The sequence below is a fragment of the Maritimibacter sp. 55A14 genome (assembly GCF_003122205.1).
Classification (GTDB): domain Bacteria; phylum Pseudomonadota; class Alphaproteobacteria; order Rhodobacterales; family Rhodobacteraceae; genus QEYE01.
Genome location: NZ_QEYE01000002.1, coordinates 119,826 through 137,241, shown reverse-complemented (window position 1 = coordinate 137,241; position 17,416 = coordinate 119,826). Strand labels below are relative to the sequence as shown.

Below are 17,416 nucleotides of genomic sequence, written 5' to 3'. Positions count from 1 at the left end.
TGCTAGGCTCGGGGCCCGACGGCAGTGCGGAACGGAACCCCGATGACCCATATCCTCGCGATTGACCAGGGCACCACCTCCAGCCGGGCCATCGTCTTCGATGCGCGGATGCGGCCCGTCGCCGTCGCGCAGGAGGAATTTCCCCAGCATTTCCCGCGTCCCGGCTGGGTGGAGCACGACCCGAGCGATATCTGGTCCTCCACCGCGGGCACCTGCCGGGCGGCCATCGAACGCGCCGGGCTGCGCGTTGCCGATATCGCGGCCATCGGCATCACCAACCAGCGCGAGACGACGCTGGTCTGGGACCGCAAGACCGGGAAGCCGGTCCACAACGCCATCGTCTGGCAGGACCGGCGCACCGCCGAAACCTGCCGTGCACTGCGCGAGGCGGGCCACGAGGCGATGATAACCGCCCGCACGGGGTTGCTACTGGACCCGTATTTTTCGGGCACCAAGCTCAAATGGATCCTCGACAATGTCGAAGGCGCGCGGGCCCGCGCCGAGGCCGGCGATCTGCTCTTCGGGACGGTGGACTGCTACCTGATCTGGAAGCTCACCGGCGGCGCGGTTCACGCCACGGACGCCACCAACGCTGCGCGAACGCTGCTTTACGACATCCATGAGGCGCGGTGGAGCCGGACGATCTGTGACCTGCTGGACATCCCCGCGGCGATGCTGCCGGAGGTGCGCGACTGCGCTGCGGATTTCGGCGCCGCGCGGGCCGATCTGCTGGGCGCGGCGCTACCGATCCGCGGCGTGGCGGGCGATCAGCAGGCGGCGGCGATCGGGCAGGCCTGCTTTGCGCCCGGCATGGTCAAATCGACCTATGGCACGGGCTGTTTCGCACTGCTCAATACGGGGGCGGAGGCCGTCGCCTCGCGCAACCGGCTGCTGACCACGGTGGCCTACCGGCTGGACGGGCGCAGCACCTACGCGCTGGAAGGCTCGATCTTCATTGCCGGGGCTGTGGTGCAATGGCTGCGCGACGGGCTGAAGCTGATCCGCGAGGCCGGCGAGACGCAGGCGCTGGCCGAGGCTTCGGACCCCGATCAGCCCATCGTCATGGTGCCCGCCTTCACCGGGCTGGGCGCGCCCTACTGGAACGCCGACTGCCGCGGCGCGGTTTTCGGGCTGACGCGCAGCACCGGCCCGGCGGAATTCGCGCGCGCCGCGCTGGAAAGCGTGGGCTTCCAGACCCGCGACCTGGTCGAGGCGATGCAGGCCGACTGGGGCGCGGACGGCACGAAGGGCGCGATCGCCACGCTGCGCGTCGACGGCGGGATGAGCCGGTCGGACTGGACCATGCAGTTCCTGGCCGACATCATCGGCGCGCCGGTCGACCGGCCCGCCCTGACCGAGACGACGGCGCTGGGCGCGGCCTGGCTGGCGGGCATGGCCGTCGGGCTCTACCCCGGCATGGAGGAGTTTGCCGGTGCTTGGGCGCTCGACCGGCAGTTCACGCCGCAGATGCCGGCGGCGGGCCGCGAGGTGAAATACGCCGCCTGGGGCCGCGCCGTCGCCGCGGCGCAGACGGTCTAGCCGGCCGCGGGGCCAGTTCCGCGCGTTCTGAGATGTGCAATTCCAGCCCGGCGGAAACCAGCGGCTCGAGTGCAGCCGGCAGCGGGGCATACTGGCGACTTTCACGAATGGCGCAGTCCTGTCGGTCCGCGTGCTGTGCGACGGCTATCGCAGCGTCAGCTTCATCCTACGGAAGTGAAAAAAACGGATCCGGGCGTCACCTCTCTCGCAAATTCTCCAGCCACGCGTTACGCTGAACGCGTTGTGTCCGGTGAAAGGAGCAAATCTTGTACCGCGTCCGACTGTTTGCCGTCCGTCAAGCACGCTTCTTCGAATGGGTCTACAAACGCGTCGAGCAGGTCATGATCCTTCTCGACCCGGTGTTCGCCAAGATCGGCTACAACCGCGTCGAGCGGCCCATTGCGCTGGTGGAGAAGGGCGTGAAGACCGTTCTGTTCGATTGCCGGATGTGCGGGCAATGCGTTCTCTCCTCCACCGGCATGTCCTGCCCGATGAACTGTCCCAAGACGCTCCGCAACGGGCCCTGCGGCGGCGTGCGCCCGGGCGGGTACTGCGAGGTGAAGCCTCAGATGAAATGCGTCTGGGTGCTTGCCTGGGACGGAGCCAGCCGGATGAAGGACGGCCCGACGCGGATCACCGATATCCTGCCGCCGCTCGACCACACCCTGAAAGGCTCCTCCTCGTGGCTTCGGGTGAGCCGGGAAAAGGCGGGAGAACGCCGGAAGGCGAAGGATGAAGCGCGGCGGGCGCTCGCCATGGCGTTCCCCGAGGCACGCCGGCATGAACCGGTCTCCGCGCCGCTTGCGGACGAACCGCCCAATGCAACCCCTCGGGGGCAGGGCAGATGAGCGATCCGCTGAATATTGTCGGACAGATGCCTCCCGACGCGCCGCCGCCCGAAGGCCATGTCTCGCACAGCCGGCTGGAACGGGTGCTGCGCTCGGGCCGCTTCGCCGTCACCGCGGAATTGAACCCGCCCGACAGCGCCGACCCGGCGGATGTCTACGAGGCGGCGCAGCCGCTGGGCGAGGTCGCCGATGCAATCAACGCGACCGACGCCTCCGGTGCCAATTGCCACATGTCGTCGATCGGCATCTGCGCCCTGCTGACGCGTGCGGGCTATTCGCCGGTCTACCAGATTTCCTGCCGCGACCGGAACCGGATCGCCATCCAGGGCGACGTGCTCGGGGCGGCGGCGCTGGGGGTGCAGAACGTGCTCTGCCTGACCGGCGACGGCGTGGGCGTGGGCGACCAGCCGGGGGCGAAGCCGGTCTTCGATTTTGACTCGATGACCTTGATCCGCACAATACGGACAATGCGCGACGACGGCGCTTTTCTGTCGGGCAGAAAGATCACGAGTCGGCCGAAACTTTTCATCGGGGCTGCCGAAAACCCCTGCATCCCGCCCTACGAATGGCGTCCGAACCGGCTCGCCAAGAAGATCGCGGCCGGGGCGGATTTCATCCAGACCAACTATATCTTCGATATCCCGCTTTTCGAGACATTCATGCAGCGGATCCGTGACGAGGGGTTGGACGAGAAAGTATTCCTCATCGCCGGGGTCGGCCCACTCGCCTCGGCCCGTGCCGCGCGCTGGATGCGCAGCAACGTGCCGGGCATCCACATTCCCGACCCGGTCATCGAGCGGCTCGAAAAGGCCGAGAAACCGTCGGAGGAGGGCAAGCGGATCTGCATCGAACTGCTCCAGCAGGTCAGGCAGATCAAGGGCGTTTCAGGCGTGCATCTGATGGCTTACCGGCGCGAGCATCTTGTCTCCAGCATCATCGAGGAATCGGGTATTCTCGCGGGCAGGAGACGAAAGAAAATGCCCGGACACCGCTGATTGGTCCCGTCTGGGTCTTGAAACCGGGTGGCGCAATGGCCGACATGGTTTCCGGACTCGGTTCTCATCGTTCGACTCATCGCCTTTCATAGTGAACCCGGCATTTCGGCTACCAAAGCAATCTGAGTGCCGCATCCATGGTCCGTTCAGGCCGCATCTCATTTGTCCGGCGGAGCCTCCGTGTTATGTCTGGACGCATGACCCAGACGCATTGAAGCCTGGGTCAGTGGTTGGTCCGTGTCTGGTGGCCGGGAACGGGAGGGTTATCATGCGTGGTTTGTTATTGATCTCCGCGCTCATCCTCGGGGCCTGCACTGCGGGCAACACTGTTGCCGACAGGCTTGCACGCGACCGGGCCAAGACGGTCGTGAACTCAGTGGTCGCAAACAGATTTCCCGGCGTGAACGCGGCTCCGGTGACGGATTGCATCATAGATGCGGCTACCGCCGGGGAAATCATCTCGATCGCGGGGGCAACGGTCAGCGGCGTCACGCCATCCACCGTCGAGAAAGTTCTTGAGATCGCCAGACGCCCCGCTGCGGTGCAATGCATTGCCGAAAGCTCGTTGAGTTCGTTCGGGAGGGCGTCCCTCCAACGCGCATCCTGAGCCGGACCGGGCGGCCAGTCCTGCCTTGACGGCAACGAGAACCCAGGACATGCGATTCATATCTGATTGCCGGCCCGATTTCCGATCCCCGCGGGCAGCGGCGAGCGCGCCATGCCGCGGAAGTTCGGCAAGGCTTCGATCCGGGACAGCCAGGTGCGAATGGCGGGATAGGGGTCAAGACTGACGCCACCTTCCGGTGCATGCGCGATGTAGCTGTAGCCCGCCACGTCGGCGATCGTGATCGCATCCCCGGCAAGAAAGGCGCGGGCAGAGAGTATCCGGTCGATCACCCGGAAGAGATTGTGTGATTTCTCGACCGCGTCCTCGTGGTCAAGCGATGCGCCGAAGACCGTGACGAGGCGCGCGGCACAGGGGCCGTTGGCAATTTCTCCGGCGGCGACGCTGAGCCACGCCTGGACTTCGGCCGCGGCGAGGGGGTCTTCGGGCAGCCACTCAATACCGGCGGAATACCTGCGCGCCAGATAGACCAGGATTGCGTTCGAGTCGGATAGTGTGATGCCGTTGTCTTCGATGGCCGGCACCAGACCGAACGGGCTCAGCTTCAGGAACGCCGGCATCTTGTGCGCGCCGTTCGCCATATCGAGTTCAACCGTCTCATAGGGAAGGTCGAGAAGGGCCATCATCAGCTCAACCCGGTGGCAATGTCCGGATTTTTCATGCCGGTAGAGCGTTATGGGCGCCGCATCTGCAGAGAATTTCGAATTCATCCTTCGTTCCGCCTTTTGCGTCGGGCACTTATGCCGCTGATTTGGGTGATTGCGTTGCGAGGGTTTCCGTCCGGCAATTGACGCTTGTCCGCTCGCCCGGCGTGCCGCGTGGTTGTCGGATTGGGGCGGCCGGGAACGGCCCGGCCGCCACTCGGGTCAGGGGTCAGGCCGCGGCCGTGCCGGTATTCACGATCGGGAAGTCGATGTCGGTCGCTGCAACATGGTTGAGATAGTTGGTGAAGATGTTCGCGACGACGTTTCCGACCGTCTCGACGATATCGGCCTCGGAAAGGCCGGCATCGCGCGCGGCAGCCAGGTCGGCGTCCCCCACCAGGCCGCGCATCTGCTCGATGGCCACTGAGAGCCTCAGAATCGCAGCCATCCGCGGATCTTCGGAACGGCCGGAGAGATGGGCCTCAACGGTCAGGGGCGCGACATTCAGACCGGCCGAGATCGCGGAATGCGCCGAGGCGCAGTAGTCGCAGCCATTGGTACCGGCAACGGCCAGAGCAATCGCCTCGCGGGTGCGGGCGTCGAAGCCGCCACCGGAGAGCGCCTCGTTGAGGCCGAGCATGCCTGAGAGGACCGCGGGCTGGTTCGCGGCCACGCGGTACAGGTTGGGGACCATGCCGAGTTTGCTCTTGATCACAGTGAACAGTGCCACGGCCTTGGGGTTGGCGTCGGTTTCGGAGAGTTGGGTGATGCGTGCCACAGGGGGAACTCCTTTAACTTGTGGATTGAAGGATCAAACGGGAAGCGCGCCGGCTTCAGGCTTGGACAGAGCAATGACGGCCACGACCGCGGCGCCGTTCACCCAGTAATAGATCGCGTCAATTCCGGAGAAATTCAGCGCGAAGGGCAGGACGATGAACAACAGGCCGACCGCCAGGTCCACGGCGAGGTGCAGCTTGTACGGCAGCATGCGAAAGACACCGAGATGGTGGTCGGTGAATATCGTCAACAGTAGTGCCGCCAGCCCGACCAGCGGAGAGATCGACAGCGCCAGCGGATTGGACTCTCCGAGCCCGAGCAGGAACGGCAACCCCATGAGCGCCAGCGCAACCGGATAGTCGAGCCGTGCATGAATGGTCTTGGTGACAAAGCGTGGCATCGCTTTAGTCCTTTCGTGTCCAGTGGATTGAAACGGCGTAAGCAATACGCCGCCCGGTACATCTGGCGCGGATTTGGTGGATTATGAATTTCAGGAAATCCCGAATTCATGCTCGATCGTCCGCGAGGTGCGGAGCATTCGATTTTTAGCGCAATGTGGATTTCTTCTGGCCGGGGTCGGTGGACGGTTACAGCACGACCCGCGCACATGTGCAGATGACCAGTCGCGTAATGTGCCTGTCAAATGGGGTTCCAGATCGCCAGCCGCTTCTTCATTCGGGGTTGGCCAGCCATTGCGGCACCTGTGGAACGCGCGCCCTACGGGTCACCTCACGGTCATCCCGCACGGCTAGGCCGCATTCGCCGTCTCCGTCCCGCGCGCGGCTTGCCGGAAGGCCGCGGGCGACACACCGATCTCTTTCTTGAACACGCGGCTGAAGGCCGATTCCGACGCATAACCCGACACCTCGGCCGCTTCGGCAACACTTAGCCCGCGTGAGGCGATGGCCTCGCGCGCGATCTGCATGCGCCATGACGTGACGTAGCCCATCGGCGTGACGCCGAGACGTGCCGAAAATCGCTCCGCGAAACCCGTCCGGGACAGTCCTGCCTCACGCGCAAGCGCGGCCACGGTCCAGTCCGCGGTGGGATCGCGGTGAAAGGCGGTCATTGCGCGGGCGAGGTGGGGATCGGAAAAACCGGCGATCCCGGTCACGCCGTCCTGCGACTGCTCGATAAAAGCCCGGATCGCCTGGGCGAAGATCGCTTCGGACATCTTGAGCGCGATCAGATCGCCGCCCAGGCGTGCCCGCCCCGCCTCGGCGCCGATGACGCGAAGACTGGCCTCCAGCCACGGCCCGGCCTCGTCGCCATATCCGCGCAGGTGAATGTAGGGAGGCAGGCGATCGAAGAGCAGATGGCGCGACCCTTCGGCAAGTGCGAAATGCCCGCAGATGAGCTGCGTATCGCGCAGGGCCTCGTCGCCACCCCAGACCAGCGCGCCCTCTCCGTCGAAACCGGAGCGTTTGAGCACATCGTCGAGCGGGAGGGCTTCCTCCGGGCCGGTATGGCGGCAGGACAGGACATGCTCCGCGCCATGGGGAATGATGATGAGATCTCCCTGCGCCAGATGCACCGGCGCGCGCTGGTCGCCGACCCGCACCAATGCCTCGCCTCGATGGGCAAAATGAAACCGCGCAACATCGCGGAAGGCCGGGACACGGACCCCCCAAGGCTCGGAAAAGCTCGTTCGGAAATAGAGCGTGCCGCGAAGTGAGAGGCGGGTGAGGATATCGCTGAGCAGATCCAACATGATCGCGATGTTACCCGAGATTTCCGAAACATCCAGAGCCCTGAACGATCCCGCACGGATTGCGGACAAACTGGCATTCAGAGTTCGCATGATTTCTGGATTCTGGAGCGGCGTCCATCCGGTGCGAGATGGGCGATACCGACTGAAGAACATGGCGTTTGCCATGCCGGAAACACCAGCAACCTGAAAACCGAGACAAGGATGAACTGACATGAAACGCTGTTTAATTGCGCTTCTTGCAACGGCCGTCACTGCGCCGGCGCTCGCGCAAATGACGACGCAGGCAGAGCCCATCGAAGTCGAGTCGGCGCTCCGCGTCCCCGCCGAGGATTACCGCACGCATTGGGTTCAGATCGGAGCCTTTTCCCTGCTGGCGGACGATCCCGCCGACGGTGCGCATCAGATTCACACCGTCTATGTCGAGAAGTCCGCGCTCGAGACCTATCTCGGCAACGGGGATTTCGCCGACGGAACGAAAATCGTCAAGGAGGTTTGGTCCGCGCGGACGGAAGAACTGACCACCGGCACGGCAAGTTATGTGGACGAACTCCAGGGACGCTTCGTCATGGTGAGGGATTCGGACGGAACCCTCGGGACCGGCGCGCGGTTTGGCGACGGCTGGGGATGGGCGTTCTTCGAAGGTTCGGAAACCAGCGTGACCGTCACCCGGGACTACGGGACCGATTGCATCGCCTGCCACGAACCGGCGCGCGATCAGGGGCTGATCTATCTGCAGGGCTATCCGGCGATCCGGAAATGACCGGGCTGGGATGTCACGGATGGCAGAGCAGGCCGAAGAGAGCCCCTTTCCACCCGGAAGCGTCCGAAATCCTGAACGGATGAGCATGGAACCCGTCCGATCTCGCATTCACGGATCGACCCCGCCGCGCTTTCTTACCGGCGTGCAAACCAATGAAAGAGGACCGACCAATGAAGACGATTACACTCGCTGCCACCATCACAACCGCGATGAGCGGTGCGGCATTTGCCGATGAACCGATGAACGATCTCGAGATTGCCCACACGGCTTACACCGCCGGTCAACTCGACATCCGCTATGCCCATCTGGCCCTGGCGTTGTCCGAGAATGACGCGGTGCGGCAGTTCGCGGAGACCATGATCCGCGATCACGCTGCGGTCAACGCCGCCGCCGGCAACCTTATCGCTGAACTTAAGGTCGTCCCGCAGGACAACCCGTTGAGCCAGGCTCTGGTCGAAGGAGCGGCGGCGAAGCGGGCGGAGTTCGCCGCGCTCAGTGGGCATTCCTTCGACTGCGCCTACGCCACCAATGAACTCGGCTATCACCAACTGGTCAACAAGACCGTCGCGGAAAGCTTCATTCCGGCGGTTACGGTCGAGCCGCTGCGTGACCTGCTCGCCGATGCGCTGGAGACGTTCCGGGCACATGAGGCGCATGCCGAGCACATGGTCGAGGGGTTGCAGTGCGGCTGACCCTCACCCGGCGCAAATTCGGCCAGGGCGCGGCGTTGTCCGTTGCCTTGGCGGTTTCCGGCCGGCCGGCCCCGGCCCATGCCCGCCCGCGCACCCTCGACGTCCGCATTCAGGGATTTGCCTTCCGGCCCGGTGATCTGACCATCGAGCCCGGCGACACTGTCGTCTGGGAGAATGCCGATGTCGCGCCGCATACCGCCACAGCACTGGACGGTGCGTGGAACACCGGAGAGATCCCTGGCGGCGAGACCGCACGGATGATCTTCGAAGCACCGGGCGAGTACCGTTATGTCTGCGCCTTCCATCGGCACATGACAGGCCGCATTCGGGTCGTACCGCCAAGTTGACTGCAACCGACCGCGTCGGCCCGTCCGGGGCCGCCGCGCAAGCCCAGGGTCTAAGGAGACCGAACCATGTCCGCACCCCTGACACTCGTCAGCCACACGCTTTGCCCCTATGTCCAGCGCGCCGCCATCGCGATGACCGAGAAACGGCTTCCCTGTGAACGCCGCTATGTCGATCTGGCCGACAAGCCTGACTGGTTCCTGCGCATCACGCTTCTTGGGAAGACGCCCGTCCTGCAGGTCGGGGAGGACGCGATATTCGAGTCGGCTGCGATCCTCGAATACCTCGAAGAGACCCAACCCCGGCCGTTGCACCCGGCCGACCCTGTCCAGCGTGCGCGACACCGGGCGTGGATCGAGTTCGGTTCGGCCGCGCTGTCGGATATCGCCGGGTTCTACTCGGCCCCCGATGCCGCTACCTTCGAGAGCAAGACCGCTGCTCTGCGGGCGCGTTTCAAGCTGCTGGAGCGGCATCTGGGCGATGGCCCGTATTTTGCGGGCGACGGATTCAGCCTGGTCGACGCGGTCTTCGGGCCGGTTTTCCGCTATTTCGACGGCTTCGACCGGATCGGAGATTTCGGGATTCTCCATGATCTGCCGAAAGTCGCATCCTGGCGTGAGGCGCTCACCGCGCGGTCTTCGGTGCGCGACGCGGTCCAATCGGATTACGCGGAAGACCTCGAGCGGTTCGTGGAGCGCCGGCAATCGCACCTTTCCCGGCTGCTAGCCTGCGTTCCGGGCTGATTGGGGGAGACCGATGAAGGTCATCGTCGTTGGTGCCGGCATCGTGGGCCTTTCGGCTGCCTGGCAACTGGTCCGTCGCGGCCATGAGGTGGTTGTCCTCGAGCAGGGGGCGATCCCTAATCCGGGATCGGCTTCATTCGACGAACATCGCATGATTCGGCCGCAATACGGCCCGCAGGCCCATTACACGGCGATGGTTCGCGACGCACTGGCGACCTGGGACGAGTTGTGGGCCGATCTCGGTGAGGTGCATTTCGTTCCCACAGGCGTGCTGGCGATCGATCTCGGCGACACCGGATGGATGGGGATGACGGCACGTTCCCTGCGCGAGACAGGGACTGCGCACGACCACTGGTCACGGCGCCGCATCCAGGAGCACGCGCCGTTTCTCGCGTTGCCGTCCGCCGCGCGGGGCCTCTTTGCGCCGCATGCCGGCGTGCTGCTCGCAGACCGCATCCTGGACGGCCTTTCGGCCTGGCTTGAAATGTCCGGTGCAACGCTGATCCCGCACAGCCGGGCGGTGCGGGTCGATGCCGACACGGCTTCCGTGACCCTCGACACCGGCGAGGTGATCTGTGCGGATCGGATCGTTGTCGCGGCGGGGGCATGGACCCCGCACCTGCTGCCTCGGCTTGCGCGGCGCGTCACGCCCGTGAGGTCTACCGCCGCCTACATCGCCGCCGAGTTGTCCGATTTGTCGCAATGGCGCAAGGCACCGGCGCTCTTCCTCGCGACCAGGCAAGCGCATCTCTACGCATTGCCGCCGGTTTCAGGAACCGGGCTTAAATTTGGCGGTGCCCCGGTCCTGCGGTCCGAGACGCCGCGGTTGCCTGTTCCCGTCTGCGAAGGTGACGCCGGCGCCACGCTGGCTGCATTCCGAGACCATCTGAAGCGGCCGGGGCGTTACGCCGTGTCGGGCGCCGCCGCGGGCTACTATGCCGACACGCCGGACAAGGAGTTCGTCTTTGAGGCGTTCAATCGTGCCTTCGCCATCACCGGCTGTAGCGGCCGAATGTTCAAGTTCGGCAGTCTTGCCGGCCGGCGGGCGGCGGATTGGATCGATGCGGATCTCATTCGGTAAAGTCAGGATGGCGGCTACGGCTCTTCTTTTCTCAGGATGGACGGGCGGTTACGTCTTCACGCGCAAGCGCATTTAACCCGGCATCGGGCGCATGGGCCGATGGCCGATCCGCGTGAAATTCAAGGAAGGCGGCAGCGCAGCAATGCGTGCAGGACGCCCGGCTGCGCGAACCGGCCGCGACGATTCCGCGTTCTGCGCAGGTTGACCGCGCGATCGCGGAAACGGCGGAGGGGGCTGTGACGCTCGGTCAGCTATCGGTCGGGGCAACCGACAAGGCCGTCCGTCTCCATTTCGCCCCTCGTTTATCAGGGACGGACTGTCGAGTAATGCGTCACTGATCTCGATGTGACCGACCTGCAAAGCGAACGCCGCCGTGCGCTGATGTTTCTCTGCATGGGCAACTCGCTTGCGACCTTTATTCTGGCGGGGCTGGGCTATATCGTGAGGCGTCAGATGCAGCGGCCGGTTTCGACGCTTGCGCGTCAGGTCACGGGCGCAAATGAGCACCGATGAGAAAAGAACGGGCTGGATGGCCGAGCGATAAATGGCTGATAAAGATAAAAAATACAGTATTCTCGATGCGTCCCGTTTAAGCGTCGCGCCTATGATGGACTGGACGGACAGGCACTGCCGGCTTCTGCACCGGCTCCTGAGCCGGCGGGCGTTGCTCTACACCGAGATGGTGACGGCGCCGGCGCTGGTGCGGGGTCATGCCGTGCATCTGCTCGAACACTCGCCGGGGGAACATCCCGTCGCTCTGCAACTGGGCGGCTCGGACCCGACGGAGCTGGCGGAGGCGGCGCGGCTGGGGGCCGAGGCGGGCTATGACGAGATCAACCTTAATGTCGGCTGCCCGTCGGACCGGGTGCAGTCGGGCACGTTCGGCGCGGTGCTGATGAAGGAGCCGGGGCTGGTGGCCGAATGCTGCGCGGCCATGATCGCGGCGCAGCCGGTGGAGGTGACGGTGAAATGCCGGATCGGGGTTGACGACCAGGATCCCGAGACGGTGCTGCCCGAATTCATCGCGCGCGTCGCCGCGACGGGGGTGGGCCGCTTCGCCATCCATGCGCGCAAGGCCTGGCTGGAGGGCCTCAGCCCGAAGGAAAACCGCGATATCCCGCCGCTCGACCATGATCTGGTACTGCGGATGAAAGGGCTGTTCCCGGCGCTCCATATCAGCGTGAATGGCGGCATCGAATCGCTCGACGAGGCCGAGGGCTTTCTTGCCGCGGGGCTCGACGGGGTGATGGTGGGGCGCGCGGCCTATCACCGGCCCGCCGATATCCTGTGCGCCGCGGATCGCCGGATTTTCGGCGCGATGGAACCCGACAGCACGCCCGAAGATGCCGTCCGCGCCATGCTGCCCTATATCGAGGATCACCTCGCGCAGGGCGGCAGGCTCAACCAGATCACCCGCCACATGCTGGGGCTATTCGCGGGCCGTCCCGGTGCGCGGCAGTGGCGGCGGATGCTCTCGGACGGGGCCGCACGGCCTGGCGCGGGGCCGGAACTGGTAGCGGCGGCGCTGGCCGGGATCGCCGGAACCTTGCACGCGCGGGCCTCGTGATGCGCGGGACCGGGCAGGGCGGCGCGGATGAGGCAGCGGAGGCGCTGACGCTCTACCGCCGGCGGGGCTGGCTGCGATTTCCCACCGATCCGCGCATTGCCGACTGGGTGGCCCATGCCGCGCCCAAGGCCCGCGCCATCGCCGCCGATCCCAAGGCACAGGCGGCATGGCTGCGCTGCGGCGGGACCTGGTTCGCCGGGGTCAACATGCTGGACAACGCTGCGGACGGATCGGTGGCGGGCTCGGGCCCGCTTGCCGGTGCGCCGGTCGATTTCATCCGCGACGGGCTGGGGCTGGAGGAGTTCGCCTGGGACGCGGGCCAGATCTCGGTCTGCTATCCCGGCTATCCGCAACCCTGGGCGGGCGAGAGCGAGGCCGCCTTCCGCTTTCGCCGAGACCGCGATGCGGCGCATCTCGACGGGTTGCTGCGCGAGGCGCCGGGGCGCCGGCGCCGGCTGCGCGAGCACCATGGCTTCATACTCGGGCTGCCGCTTTGCGAGACCGGGCCGGGGGCGGCACCCCTGGTGGTCTGGGAGGGCAGCCATGAGATCATCCGCACGGCATTTTCTGATGCGTTCGAGGGGATCGCGCCGCAGGACTGGGGCGGGGTGGACGTGACCGATATCTATCAGCAGACGCGCCGGCGCATCTTCGAGACCTGCCCGCGCATCGCGCTCCATGCGCGGCCGGGCGAGGCCTATCTCGTGCACCGGCTGGCGCTGCATGGCGTGGCGCCCTGGCAGCCGGGGGCGGCAGCCCCGCCGGAGGGGCGCATGATCGCCTATTTCCGGCTCGATGCAGGACGCGGGCCGCGCGCCTGGCTGACCGATCCCTGATCGCGCGCCTGCGGCGCAGGTCCTTGCGTTTGCGCCCGCCCGGGGGCGGGCGCGGGGCCTCCGGCGGGGATACTTGTGGCAAGAAGAATGCCGTTCGGGCGGGTGCCCGACGGGTCAGCGGTTGACTCGGGCCTTGCGGCCGCCCCGGCGTTTGCGTTGTGCGGCGGCGCGGTCGGGAAGTTCGGCCATGATGGCGCGCCGGGCCTCGGACGAGAGCCGCGACCAGGCGGTGATCTCGTCGATGCTGCGGTGGCAGCCGATGCAGAGCCGGGTCTCGGGGTGGATCGTGCAGAGCTTGACGCAGGGGCTTTCGATCTCCTCGCGCTTCCAGATCTCGTCGCTCATGTGTCGGCCTGCCTGAGATGTGCGATACGGTCGAGTACGCCCTGGAGGATATAGGAAGCGGCGACATGGTCGATCACCTCGGAGCGACGTTTGCGTGTCGCATCCGCCTCCAGCAGCGCGCGTTCGGCGGCCACTGTCGAGAGTCGCTCGTCCCAGAAGGCGATCGGCAGGTCGGTCAGCCGGGAGAGATTGCGCGCGAAGGCGCGGGTGGACTGGCAGCGCGGGCCTTCGGAGCCGTCCATGTTGCGCGGCAGGCCCAGGACGATGCCGCCGATCTCGCGCGCCGTGGCGATCTCCAGCAGGCGTGCCGCGTCCTGCGCGAATTTGCGCCGCCGCAGCGTCTCGAGCGGGGTCGCGACCGACAGCATCCGGTCGGAGACGGCGATGCCGATGGTCTTCTCGCCCAGGTCGAGCCCCATCACCGCGCGCATCGGCGCGAGCGTGTCACGGAAAGCGGCGATGGCGTCGGCCTCCGCGTTCATTCGCCGATCCCCGCCTCGATGGCCGCGTCGCGCAGGTGCGCCAGCGCGTCGCGGTCGCCGGCATGGGCCGCCTCGGCGCGCGCCAGCGCCGCGCGGGCCTCGCCGGTCCGCCCCAGCACGCCATAGGCGTTGATGAGTTGCGCCCATTCGGCCGGGCTGCCGCCTTCGCGTTCCAGGCGTTCGGCCAGACGGGCGACCATGCCGCCGATCATCCCGGTGCGGTCCTCCGCGCTCATCTCCCCGGCGGCGGCGACATCGCCGGCGGTGGGGCCCGTTCGCGGGCGCAGGAGGGCCGGGTCGAGCCGCCGGCCGGCCAGTTGCGCGACCTGCCCGATCTGACGGCGCACGGGCTCCATCCACGGCGCGCCTTCGCGGCCCTCGGCCAGAAGCCCGCGCCAAAGCTCGAAGGCGCGGTCGTAGCGGCCCGCCTGGGCGAACATGACGCCCGAATAGTAGCGCGCGGTGCCGTTCGCGGGATCGCGGGCCAGCGTGGCGCGCAGCGCGGCCTCGGCTTCCGGCGAGACATAGCCGCGCGCCGCCGCGATCATCAGTTCCGCAAGCTGCGCGTAATCCGCCGCATCCGCATCCCCGCCGCGCGCCGCGATCAGGCGCTCCTGCGCGGCATAGGCCGCACGGTAGCGGCCCAGCGCGGCCTCGTGACGCGCCAGGAGAGCGTTGCCCTGAATGTCGGCTGGGCGGCTCGCGACCGTCTCGCGCAGCCGTTCGACCAGTTCCAGATAGCCCGGATCCGCGCCTTCGGGGGCGGCCGGGGCTTCGGGGATGCCGGCCTCCGCCTCGGCCTGGGTCGGGCGGCCCTCGCGGGCGGCCTCGATCGCGGCCAGCCGGGTCTGGAGCGGAAGGTCGCGCGCGCCGGGCTGGCCGAGGGCGCTGTAGAGCACCGCCGCGCCGCCGATCACCGCCAGCGCTGTCAGGCCCGCGAGCGCCCGCGAACCGACCGCGGGCGCGCCGCCGCGCGGACCGGCGGCGCTGAGCACGCGGTCGGCCTCCAGGATGCGGCGCTTGACCTCGATACGGGCGCGCTCGGCATCCTCGGGGGCCAGCAGCCCGCGCGCTGCGTCGCGCTCCACCTCCGCCAACTGGTCGCGGTAGACCTGCAGGTCATAGGCCGCCGCCGGCGTGGCGCCGCCGCGTGGGCGCAGCAGCGCATACACCAGGAAGCCGGCGCAGATCGCGGCAAGTCCGATGGATGTGAGCCAGAAAACCATGTGCCCTCGGTTGGAAAACCCGTCAGGGGGCATGTAATCCCTGTGCTCCCCCGGGGAAAGCCACATTCCGTCACAGGGGCGCGCGGCGCATGGACACGCGGATGTCGCTATTGATATGAGTTGGGTCGTCGTGAGTATCCTCTTTTCCGCCAGAGGGCGCAAAAGCAACCTGCTGCGGGACGTGCCGGCAGCCGAACCGAGTCGGGAGATCCATGAAACGCTATTCCGCCTTTGCCATCGCCCGCGAAGCCCTGCGCTATCACAGCGGATGGGAGCGCGCCTGGGGTTCGCCGGAACTCAAATCCTCCTATGACGTCGTGATCGTCGGCGCGGGTGGTCACGGGCTCGCCACCGCCTATTACCTGGGCAAGAACCACGGCATCACCAATGTCGCGGTGATCGAGAAGGGCTGGCTGGGCGGCGGCAATACCGGGCGCAATACGACGATCATCCGGTCGAACTACCTGCGCGACCCCTCGGCGGCGATCTACGAGAAATCCCGGTCGCTCTACGAGAGCCTCAGCCAGGATCTGAACTATAACATCATGTTCAGCCCGCGCGGCGTGATGATGCTTGGCCAGACCCAGCACGAGGCCCGCGCCTATAAGCGCACCGCGCACGCGAATGCGCTGCAGGGCATCCAGACCGAATGGGTCGGCCCCGGCCGGGTCAAGGAGATCTGCCCGATCATCAATATCGACGGGCCGCGCTACCCGGTGCTGGGCGGGCTCTGGCAGGCGCGGGGCGGCACCGCGCGACACGACGCCGTGGCCTGGGGCTATGCGCGGGCCTGCGCGGGCATGGGCATGGATATCATCCAGAGAACCGAGGTGACGGGCATCCGCCGCGAGGCCGGGCGCGTGACCGGGGTTGAGACCACGCGCGGCACGGTCGAGACCAAGAAGGTCTGCATCGTGGTCGCCGGCCACTCCGGCCAACTGGCCGAGATGGCGGGCTTCCGGCTGCCGGTGGAATCGGTGGCGCTCCAGGCGCTGGTCAGCGAGCCGATCAAACCCTGCATGGACATCGTGGTGATGGCCAACACAGTGCATGGCTACATGAGCCAGTCCGACAAGGGCGAGATGGTGATCGGCGGCGGCGCGGACGGGTTCAACAACTATACACAGCGCGGCTCCTTCCAGCATGTGGAGGAGACGATCCGTGCCCTGGTGGAAACCTTCCCGGTCATCTCGCGCCTGAAGATGCTGCGGCAATGGGGCGGAATCGTGGACATGACCGGCGACCGCTCGCCGATCATCTCGAAGACCCCGGTGGAGGGGGTCTTCATGAACTGCGGATGGGGGACAGGCGGGTTCAAGTCCATCCCCGGCTCCGGCTGGGCCACGGCCGAGATGGTGGCCAAGGGCGAGCCGGGCGACCTGGCCGCGCCCTTCGGGCTGGACCGTTTCGCCGAGGGCCGGATGATCGACGAGTCAGTCGCCGCGGCGGTGGCGCATTGATGGGCGGAATTCGAAACATCCGGATGGCCGCACGCGACTGGCCGGGGCGTCCGACGGCGGGGGCCAGGTCAGCTGGGCCGAATGCATTGCGTGCACGGCGGCGCCACAGGGCTGCGTCGGTCGGATCCCGCCCGAACGGCGGTTGCGTATGGCGCGCCGGTTCTCCCATGGAGGCTTTGGTGCATCAGCGCACAATATCACGCCCTATTGTGCGGCAGGTCACAGAGAGCAATGACGGCATCGAGGTTTTGGCGGGAACTGGCCGAACAGCAAAATATCAATGCGCCAGACTTGGCCGACCGACACTCGGCGGTGAAGGCGCACCGGCGCAAACGTCTTCTGCGTGCCCTATATCTTTCTCTTGCAGAGAGGAGGACACGCCATGTCTGATCATTCGCATTCCCATCATCACGACTACCCGAGATATGCCGGCAGTCCCCGGACTGGTAGCGGAGTCATCTGGTTGCTTGCGGCCGCGGCTGTCGTCGGTGTGCTTCTGTTCATCATCATCTCGGGCGTTGGCAGGACAACCGTCACACATCCTGGCGGTGCCGGGGCCCCGCCTGTTACCCTGCCGGTCGATCCGGCCGCGGAGACCACGGCCCCTGCCACGAACGAACTCGGAATGTCCGGAACCGATGGCCTCGGGGCGGGAACGCTCGGTACGGCGACCGAACAGAACCAGGCGACTGGCGGCCAGTAGGCCGGATTTCGCAGATTGCGCTTGCGGCGGGCGCGTT

22 protein-coding genes are annotated in these 17,416 nt (G+C 66.4%); 15 read left to right on the top strand and 7 right to left on the bottom strand.

Going from position 1 to position 17,416, the window contains the following annotated elements; all coding sequences use genetic code 11:
• Positions 1–42: 42 nt before the first annotated feature.
• The 4 genes from glpK to DDZ14_RS02285 all read left to right on the top strand — a co-directional run bounded on the left by glpK (position 43) and on the right by DDZ14_RS02285 (position 3,989).
• Positions 43–1,539 (top strand): glycerol kinase GlpK, encoded by a 1,497-nt coding sequence (gene glpK / locus DDZ14_RS02300; protein ID WP_109423327.1) that lies wholly within the window; start codon positions 43–45, stop codon positions 1,537–1,539.
• A gap of 266 nt (positions 1,540–1,805) precedes the next feature.
• A complete protein-coding gene (locus DDZ14_RS02295; RefSeq protein ID WP_109423326.1) occupies positions 1,806–2,387 on the top strand; it encodes a methylenetetrahydrofolate reductase C-terminal domain-containing protein in 582 nt (193 codons plus the stop codon).
• A complete protein-coding gene (locus DDZ14_RS02290; RefSeq protein ID WP_109423325.1) occupies positions 2,384–3,382 on the top strand; it encodes a methylenetetrahydrofolate reductase in 999 nt (332 codons plus the stop codon). The genes DDZ14_RS02295 and DDZ14_RS02290 overlap by 4 nt, the downstream gene beginning before the upstream one ends.
• A 268-nt stretch (positions 3,383–3,650) precedes the next feature.
• On the top strand, positions 3,651–3,989 hold the full coding sequence (locus DDZ14_RS02285) for a succinate dehydrogenase (RefSeq protein ID WP_109423450.1): 339 nt from the start codon (positions 3,651–3,653) through the stop codon (positions 3,987–3,989).
• Positions 3,990–4,045: 56 nt separating this feature from the next.
• On the opposite strand, the gene DDZ14_RS02280 is transcribed toward DDZ14_RS02285, so the two are convergent.
• The 4 genes from DDZ14_RS02280 to DDZ14_RS02265 all read right to left on the bottom strand — a co-directional run bounded on the left by DDZ14_RS02280 (position 4,046) and on the right by DDZ14_RS02265 (position 7,139).
• Positions 4,046–4,717: a glutathione S-transferase family protein gene (locus tag DDZ14_RS02280; protein WP_109423324.1), complete on the bottom strand. Its 672-nt coding sequence runs from the start codon at positions 4,715–4,717 to the stop codon at positions 4,046–4,048.
• Positions 4,718–4,880: 163 nt separating this feature from the next.
• A complete protein-coding gene (locus DDZ14_RS02275) occupies positions 4,881–5,429 on the bottom strand; it encodes a carboxymuconolactone decarboxylase family protein (RefSeq protein WP_109423323.1) in 549 nt (182 codons plus the stop codon).
• A 33-nt stretch (positions 5,430–5,462) separates the two neighbouring features.
• Positions 5,463–5,828, bottom strand: coding sequence for a hypothetical protein (locus DDZ14_RS02270; protein WP_109423322.1), 366 nt, complete (start codon positions 5,826–5,828; stop codon positions 5,463–5,465).
• Positions 5,829–6,176: 348 nt separating this feature from the next.
• A complete protein-coding gene (locus DDZ14_RS02265) occupies positions 6,177–7,139 on the bottom strand; it encodes an AraC family transcriptional regulator (RefSeq protein ID WP_109423321.1) in 963 nt (320 codons plus the stop codon).
• On the opposite strand from DDZ14_RS02265, the gene DDZ14_RS19250 reads away from it, so the two are divergent.
• The 9 genes from DDZ14_RS19250 (at position 7,138) to DDZ14_RS02230 (ending at position 13,163) form a co-directional block, all read left to right on the top strand.
• Positions 7,138–7,326 carry a hypothetical protein gene (locus DDZ14_RS19250; RefSeq protein ID WP_146193052.1) on the top strand — a complete coding sequence of 63 codons (189 nt, stop codon included), beginning with the start codon at positions 7,138–7,140 and terminating at the stop codon, positions 7,324–7,326. The genes DDZ14_RS02265 and DDZ14_RS19250 overlap by 2 nt on opposite strands.
• A 24-nt stretch (positions 7,327–7,350) precedes the next feature.
• Positions 7,351–7,899, top strand: coding sequence for a cytochrome P460 family protein (locus tag DDZ14_RS02260; protein WP_109423320.1), 549 nt, complete (start codon positions 7,351–7,353; stop codon positions 7,897–7,899).
• A gap of 170 nt (positions 7,900–8,069) precedes the next feature.
• The gene (locus DDZ14_RS02255; RefSeq protein WP_109423319.1) at positions 8,070–8,591 is read left to right on the top strand and encodes a DUF4142 domain-containing protein; all 522 of its coding nucleotides are present in this window, start codon (positions 8,070–8,072) and stop codon (positions 8,589–8,591) included.
• Positions 8,582–8,938: a cupredoxin family copper-binding protein gene (locus DDZ14_RS02250; RefSeq protein ID WP_109423318.1), complete on the top strand. Its 357-nt coding sequence runs from the start codon at positions 8,582–8,584 to the stop codon at positions 8,936–8,938. Before DDZ14_RS02255 ends, DDZ14_RS02250 begins: the two co-directional genes overlap by 10 nt.
• Before the next feature lie 66 nt (positions 8,939–9,004).
• Complete coding sequence (locus DDZ14_RS02245) at positions 9,005–9,679, top strand: glutathione S-transferase family protein (RefSeq protein ID WP_109423317.1); 675 nt, start codon at positions 9,005–9,007, stop codon at positions 9,677–9,679.
• 13 nt (positions 9,680–9,692) lie between these two features.
• A complete protein-coding gene (locus tag DDZ14_RS02240) occupies positions 9,693–10,760 on the top strand; it encodes an FAD-binding oxidoreductase (protein ID WP_109423316.1) in 1,068 nt (355 codons plus the stop codon).
• Positions 10,761–11,105: 345 nt separating this feature from the next.
• Positions 11,106–11,273 (top strand): hypothetical protein, encoded by a 168-nt coding sequence (locus DDZ14_RS19615; protein ID WP_158275439.1) that lies wholly within the window; start codon positions 11,106–11,108, stop codon positions 11,271–11,273.
• A gap of 31 nt (positions 11,274–11,304) precedes the next feature.
• A complete protein-coding gene (gene dusA / locus DDZ14_RS02235) occupies positions 11,305–12,327 on the top strand; it encodes a tRNA dihydrouridine(20/20a) synthase DusA (RefSeq protein WP_109423315.1) in 1,023 nt (340 codons plus the stop codon).
• A complete protein-coding gene (locus DDZ14_RS02230) occupies positions 12,327–13,163 on the top strand; it encodes a hypothetical protein (RefSeq protein ID WP_109423314.1) in 837 nt (278 codons plus the stop codon). Before dusA ends, DDZ14_RS02230 begins: the two co-directional genes overlap by 1 nt.
• A 114-nt stretch (positions 13,164–13,277) precedes the next feature.
• Here the strand turns inward: DDZ14_RS02230 and DDZ14_RS02225 are convergent, their stop codons facing one another.
• From DDZ14_RS02225 to ccmI, 3 genes are read right to left on the bottom strand one after another with little or no spacing between them, the layout of a single operon-like run.
• Positions 13,278–13,508 carry a DUF1289 domain-containing protein gene (locus tag DDZ14_RS02225; protein ID WP_109423313.1) on the bottom strand — a complete coding sequence of 77 codons (231 nt, stop codon included), beginning with the start codon at positions 13,506–13,508 and terminating at the stop codon, positions 13,278–13,280.
• Positions 13,505–13,990, bottom strand: a complete 486-nt coding sequence (ruvX, locus tag DDZ14_RS02220) for a Holliday junction resolvase RuvX (RefSeq protein ID WP_109423312.1) — start codon at positions 13,988–13,990, stop codon at positions 13,505–13,507. The genes DDZ14_RS02225 and ruvX overlap by 4 nt, the downstream gene beginning before the upstream one ends.
• Positions 13,987–15,216 (bottom strand): c-type cytochrome biogenesis protein CcmI, encoded by a 1,230-nt coding sequence (gene ccmI, locus DDZ14_RS02215; RefSeq protein ID WP_109423311.1) that lies wholly within the window; start codon positions 15,214–15,216, stop codon positions 13,987–13,989. Before ccmI ends, ruvX begins: the two co-directional genes overlap by 4 nt.
• A gap of 212 nt (positions 15,217–15,428) precedes the next feature.
• Here ccmI and DDZ14_RS02210 point away from each other — a divergent pair, with 212 nt between their 5' ends.
• Both DDZ14_RS02210 and DDZ14_RS02205 read left to right on the top strand, forming a co-directional pair.
• Positions 15,429–16,676: a sarcosine oxidase subunit beta family protein gene (locus DDZ14_RS02210; protein ID WP_109423310.1), complete on the top strand. Its 1,248-nt coding sequence runs from the start codon at positions 15,429–15,431 to the stop codon at positions 16,674–16,676.
• 382 nt (positions 16,677–17,058) lie between these two features.
• Positions 17,059–17,379: a hypothetical protein gene (locus tag DDZ14_RS02205; RefSeq protein ID WP_146193051.1), complete on the top strand. Its 321-nt coding sequence runs from the start codon at positions 17,059–17,061 to the stop codon at positions 17,377–17,379.
• Positions 17,380–17,416: the final 37 nt, after the last annotated feature.

Excerpts from the sequence above, each read along its gene's own strand:
- glpK (WP_109423327.1), top strand. The coding sequence starts at position 43 with ATGACCCATATCCTCGCGATTGACCAGGGCACCACCTCCAGCCGGGCC.
- DDZ14_RS02290 (WP_109423325.1), top strand. The coding sequence starts at position 2,384 with ATGAGCGATCCGCTGAATATTGTCGGACAGATGCCTCCCGACGCGCCG.
- DDZ14_RS02285 (WP_109423450.1), top strand. The coding sequence starts at position 3,651 with ATGCGTGGTTTGTTATTGATCTCCGCGCTCATCCTCGGGGCCTGCACT.
- DDZ14_RS02280 (WP_109423324.1), bottom strand. The coding sequence starts at position 4,717 with ATGAATTCGAAATTCTCTGCAGATGCGGCGCCCATAACGCTCTACCGG.
- DDZ14_RS02270 (WP_109423322.1), bottom strand. The coding sequence starts at position 5,828 with ATGCCACGCTTTGTCACCAAGACCATTCATGCACGGCTCGACTATCCG.
- DDZ14_RS19250 (WP_146193052.1), top strand. The coding sequence starts at position 7,138 with ATGATCGCGATGTTACCCGAGATTTCCGAAACATCCAGAGCCCTGAAC.
- DDZ14_RS02265 (WP_109423321.1), bottom strand. The coding sequence starts at position 7,139 with ATGTTGGATCTGCTCAGCGATATCCTCACCCGCCTCTCACTTCGCGGC.
- DDZ14_RS02260 (WP_109423320.1), top strand. The coding sequence starts at position 7,351 with ATGAAACGCTGTTTAATTGCGCTTCTTGCAACGGCCGTCACTGCGCCG.
- DDZ14_RS02255 (WP_109423319.1), top strand. The coding sequence starts at position 8,070 with ATGAAGACGATTACACTCGCTGCCACCATCACAACCGCGATGAGCGGT.
- DDZ14_RS02245 (WP_109423317.1), top strand. The coding sequence starts at position 9,005 with ATGTCCGCACCCCTGACACTCGTCAGCCACACGCTTTGCCCCTATGTC.
- DDZ14_RS02240 (WP_109423316.1), top strand. The coding sequence starts at position 9,693 with ATGAAGGTCATCGTCGTTGGTGCCGGCATCGTGGGCCTTTCGGCTGCC.
- dusA (WP_109423315.1), top strand. The coding sequence starts at position 11,305 with ATGGCTGATAAAGATAAAAAATACAGTATTCTCGATGCGTCCCGTTTA.
- DDZ14_RS02230 (WP_109423314.1), top strand. The coding sequence starts at position 12,327 with ATGCGCGGGACCGGGCAGGGCGGCGCGGATGAGGCAGCGGAGGCGCTG.
- DDZ14_RS02225 (WP_109423313.1), bottom strand. The coding sequence starts at position 13,508 with ATGAGCGACGAGATCTGGAAGCGCGAGGAGATCGAAAGCCCCTGCGTC.
- ruvX (WP_109423312.1), bottom strand. The coding sequence starts at position 13,990 with ATGAACGCGGAGGCCGACGCCATCGCCGCTTTCCGTGACACGCTCGCG.
- ccmI (WP_109423311.1), bottom strand. The coding sequence starts at position 15,216 with ATGGTTTTCTGGCTCACATCCATCGGACTTGCCGCGATCTGCGCCGGC.
- DDZ14_RS02210 (WP_109423310.1), top strand. The coding sequence starts at position 15,429 with ATGAAACGCTATTCCGCCTTTGCCATCGCCCGCGAAGCCCTGCGCTAT.
- DDZ14_RS02205 (WP_146193051.1), top strand. The coding sequence starts at position 17,059 with ATGTCTGATCATTCGCATTCCCATCATCACGACTACCCGAGATATGCC.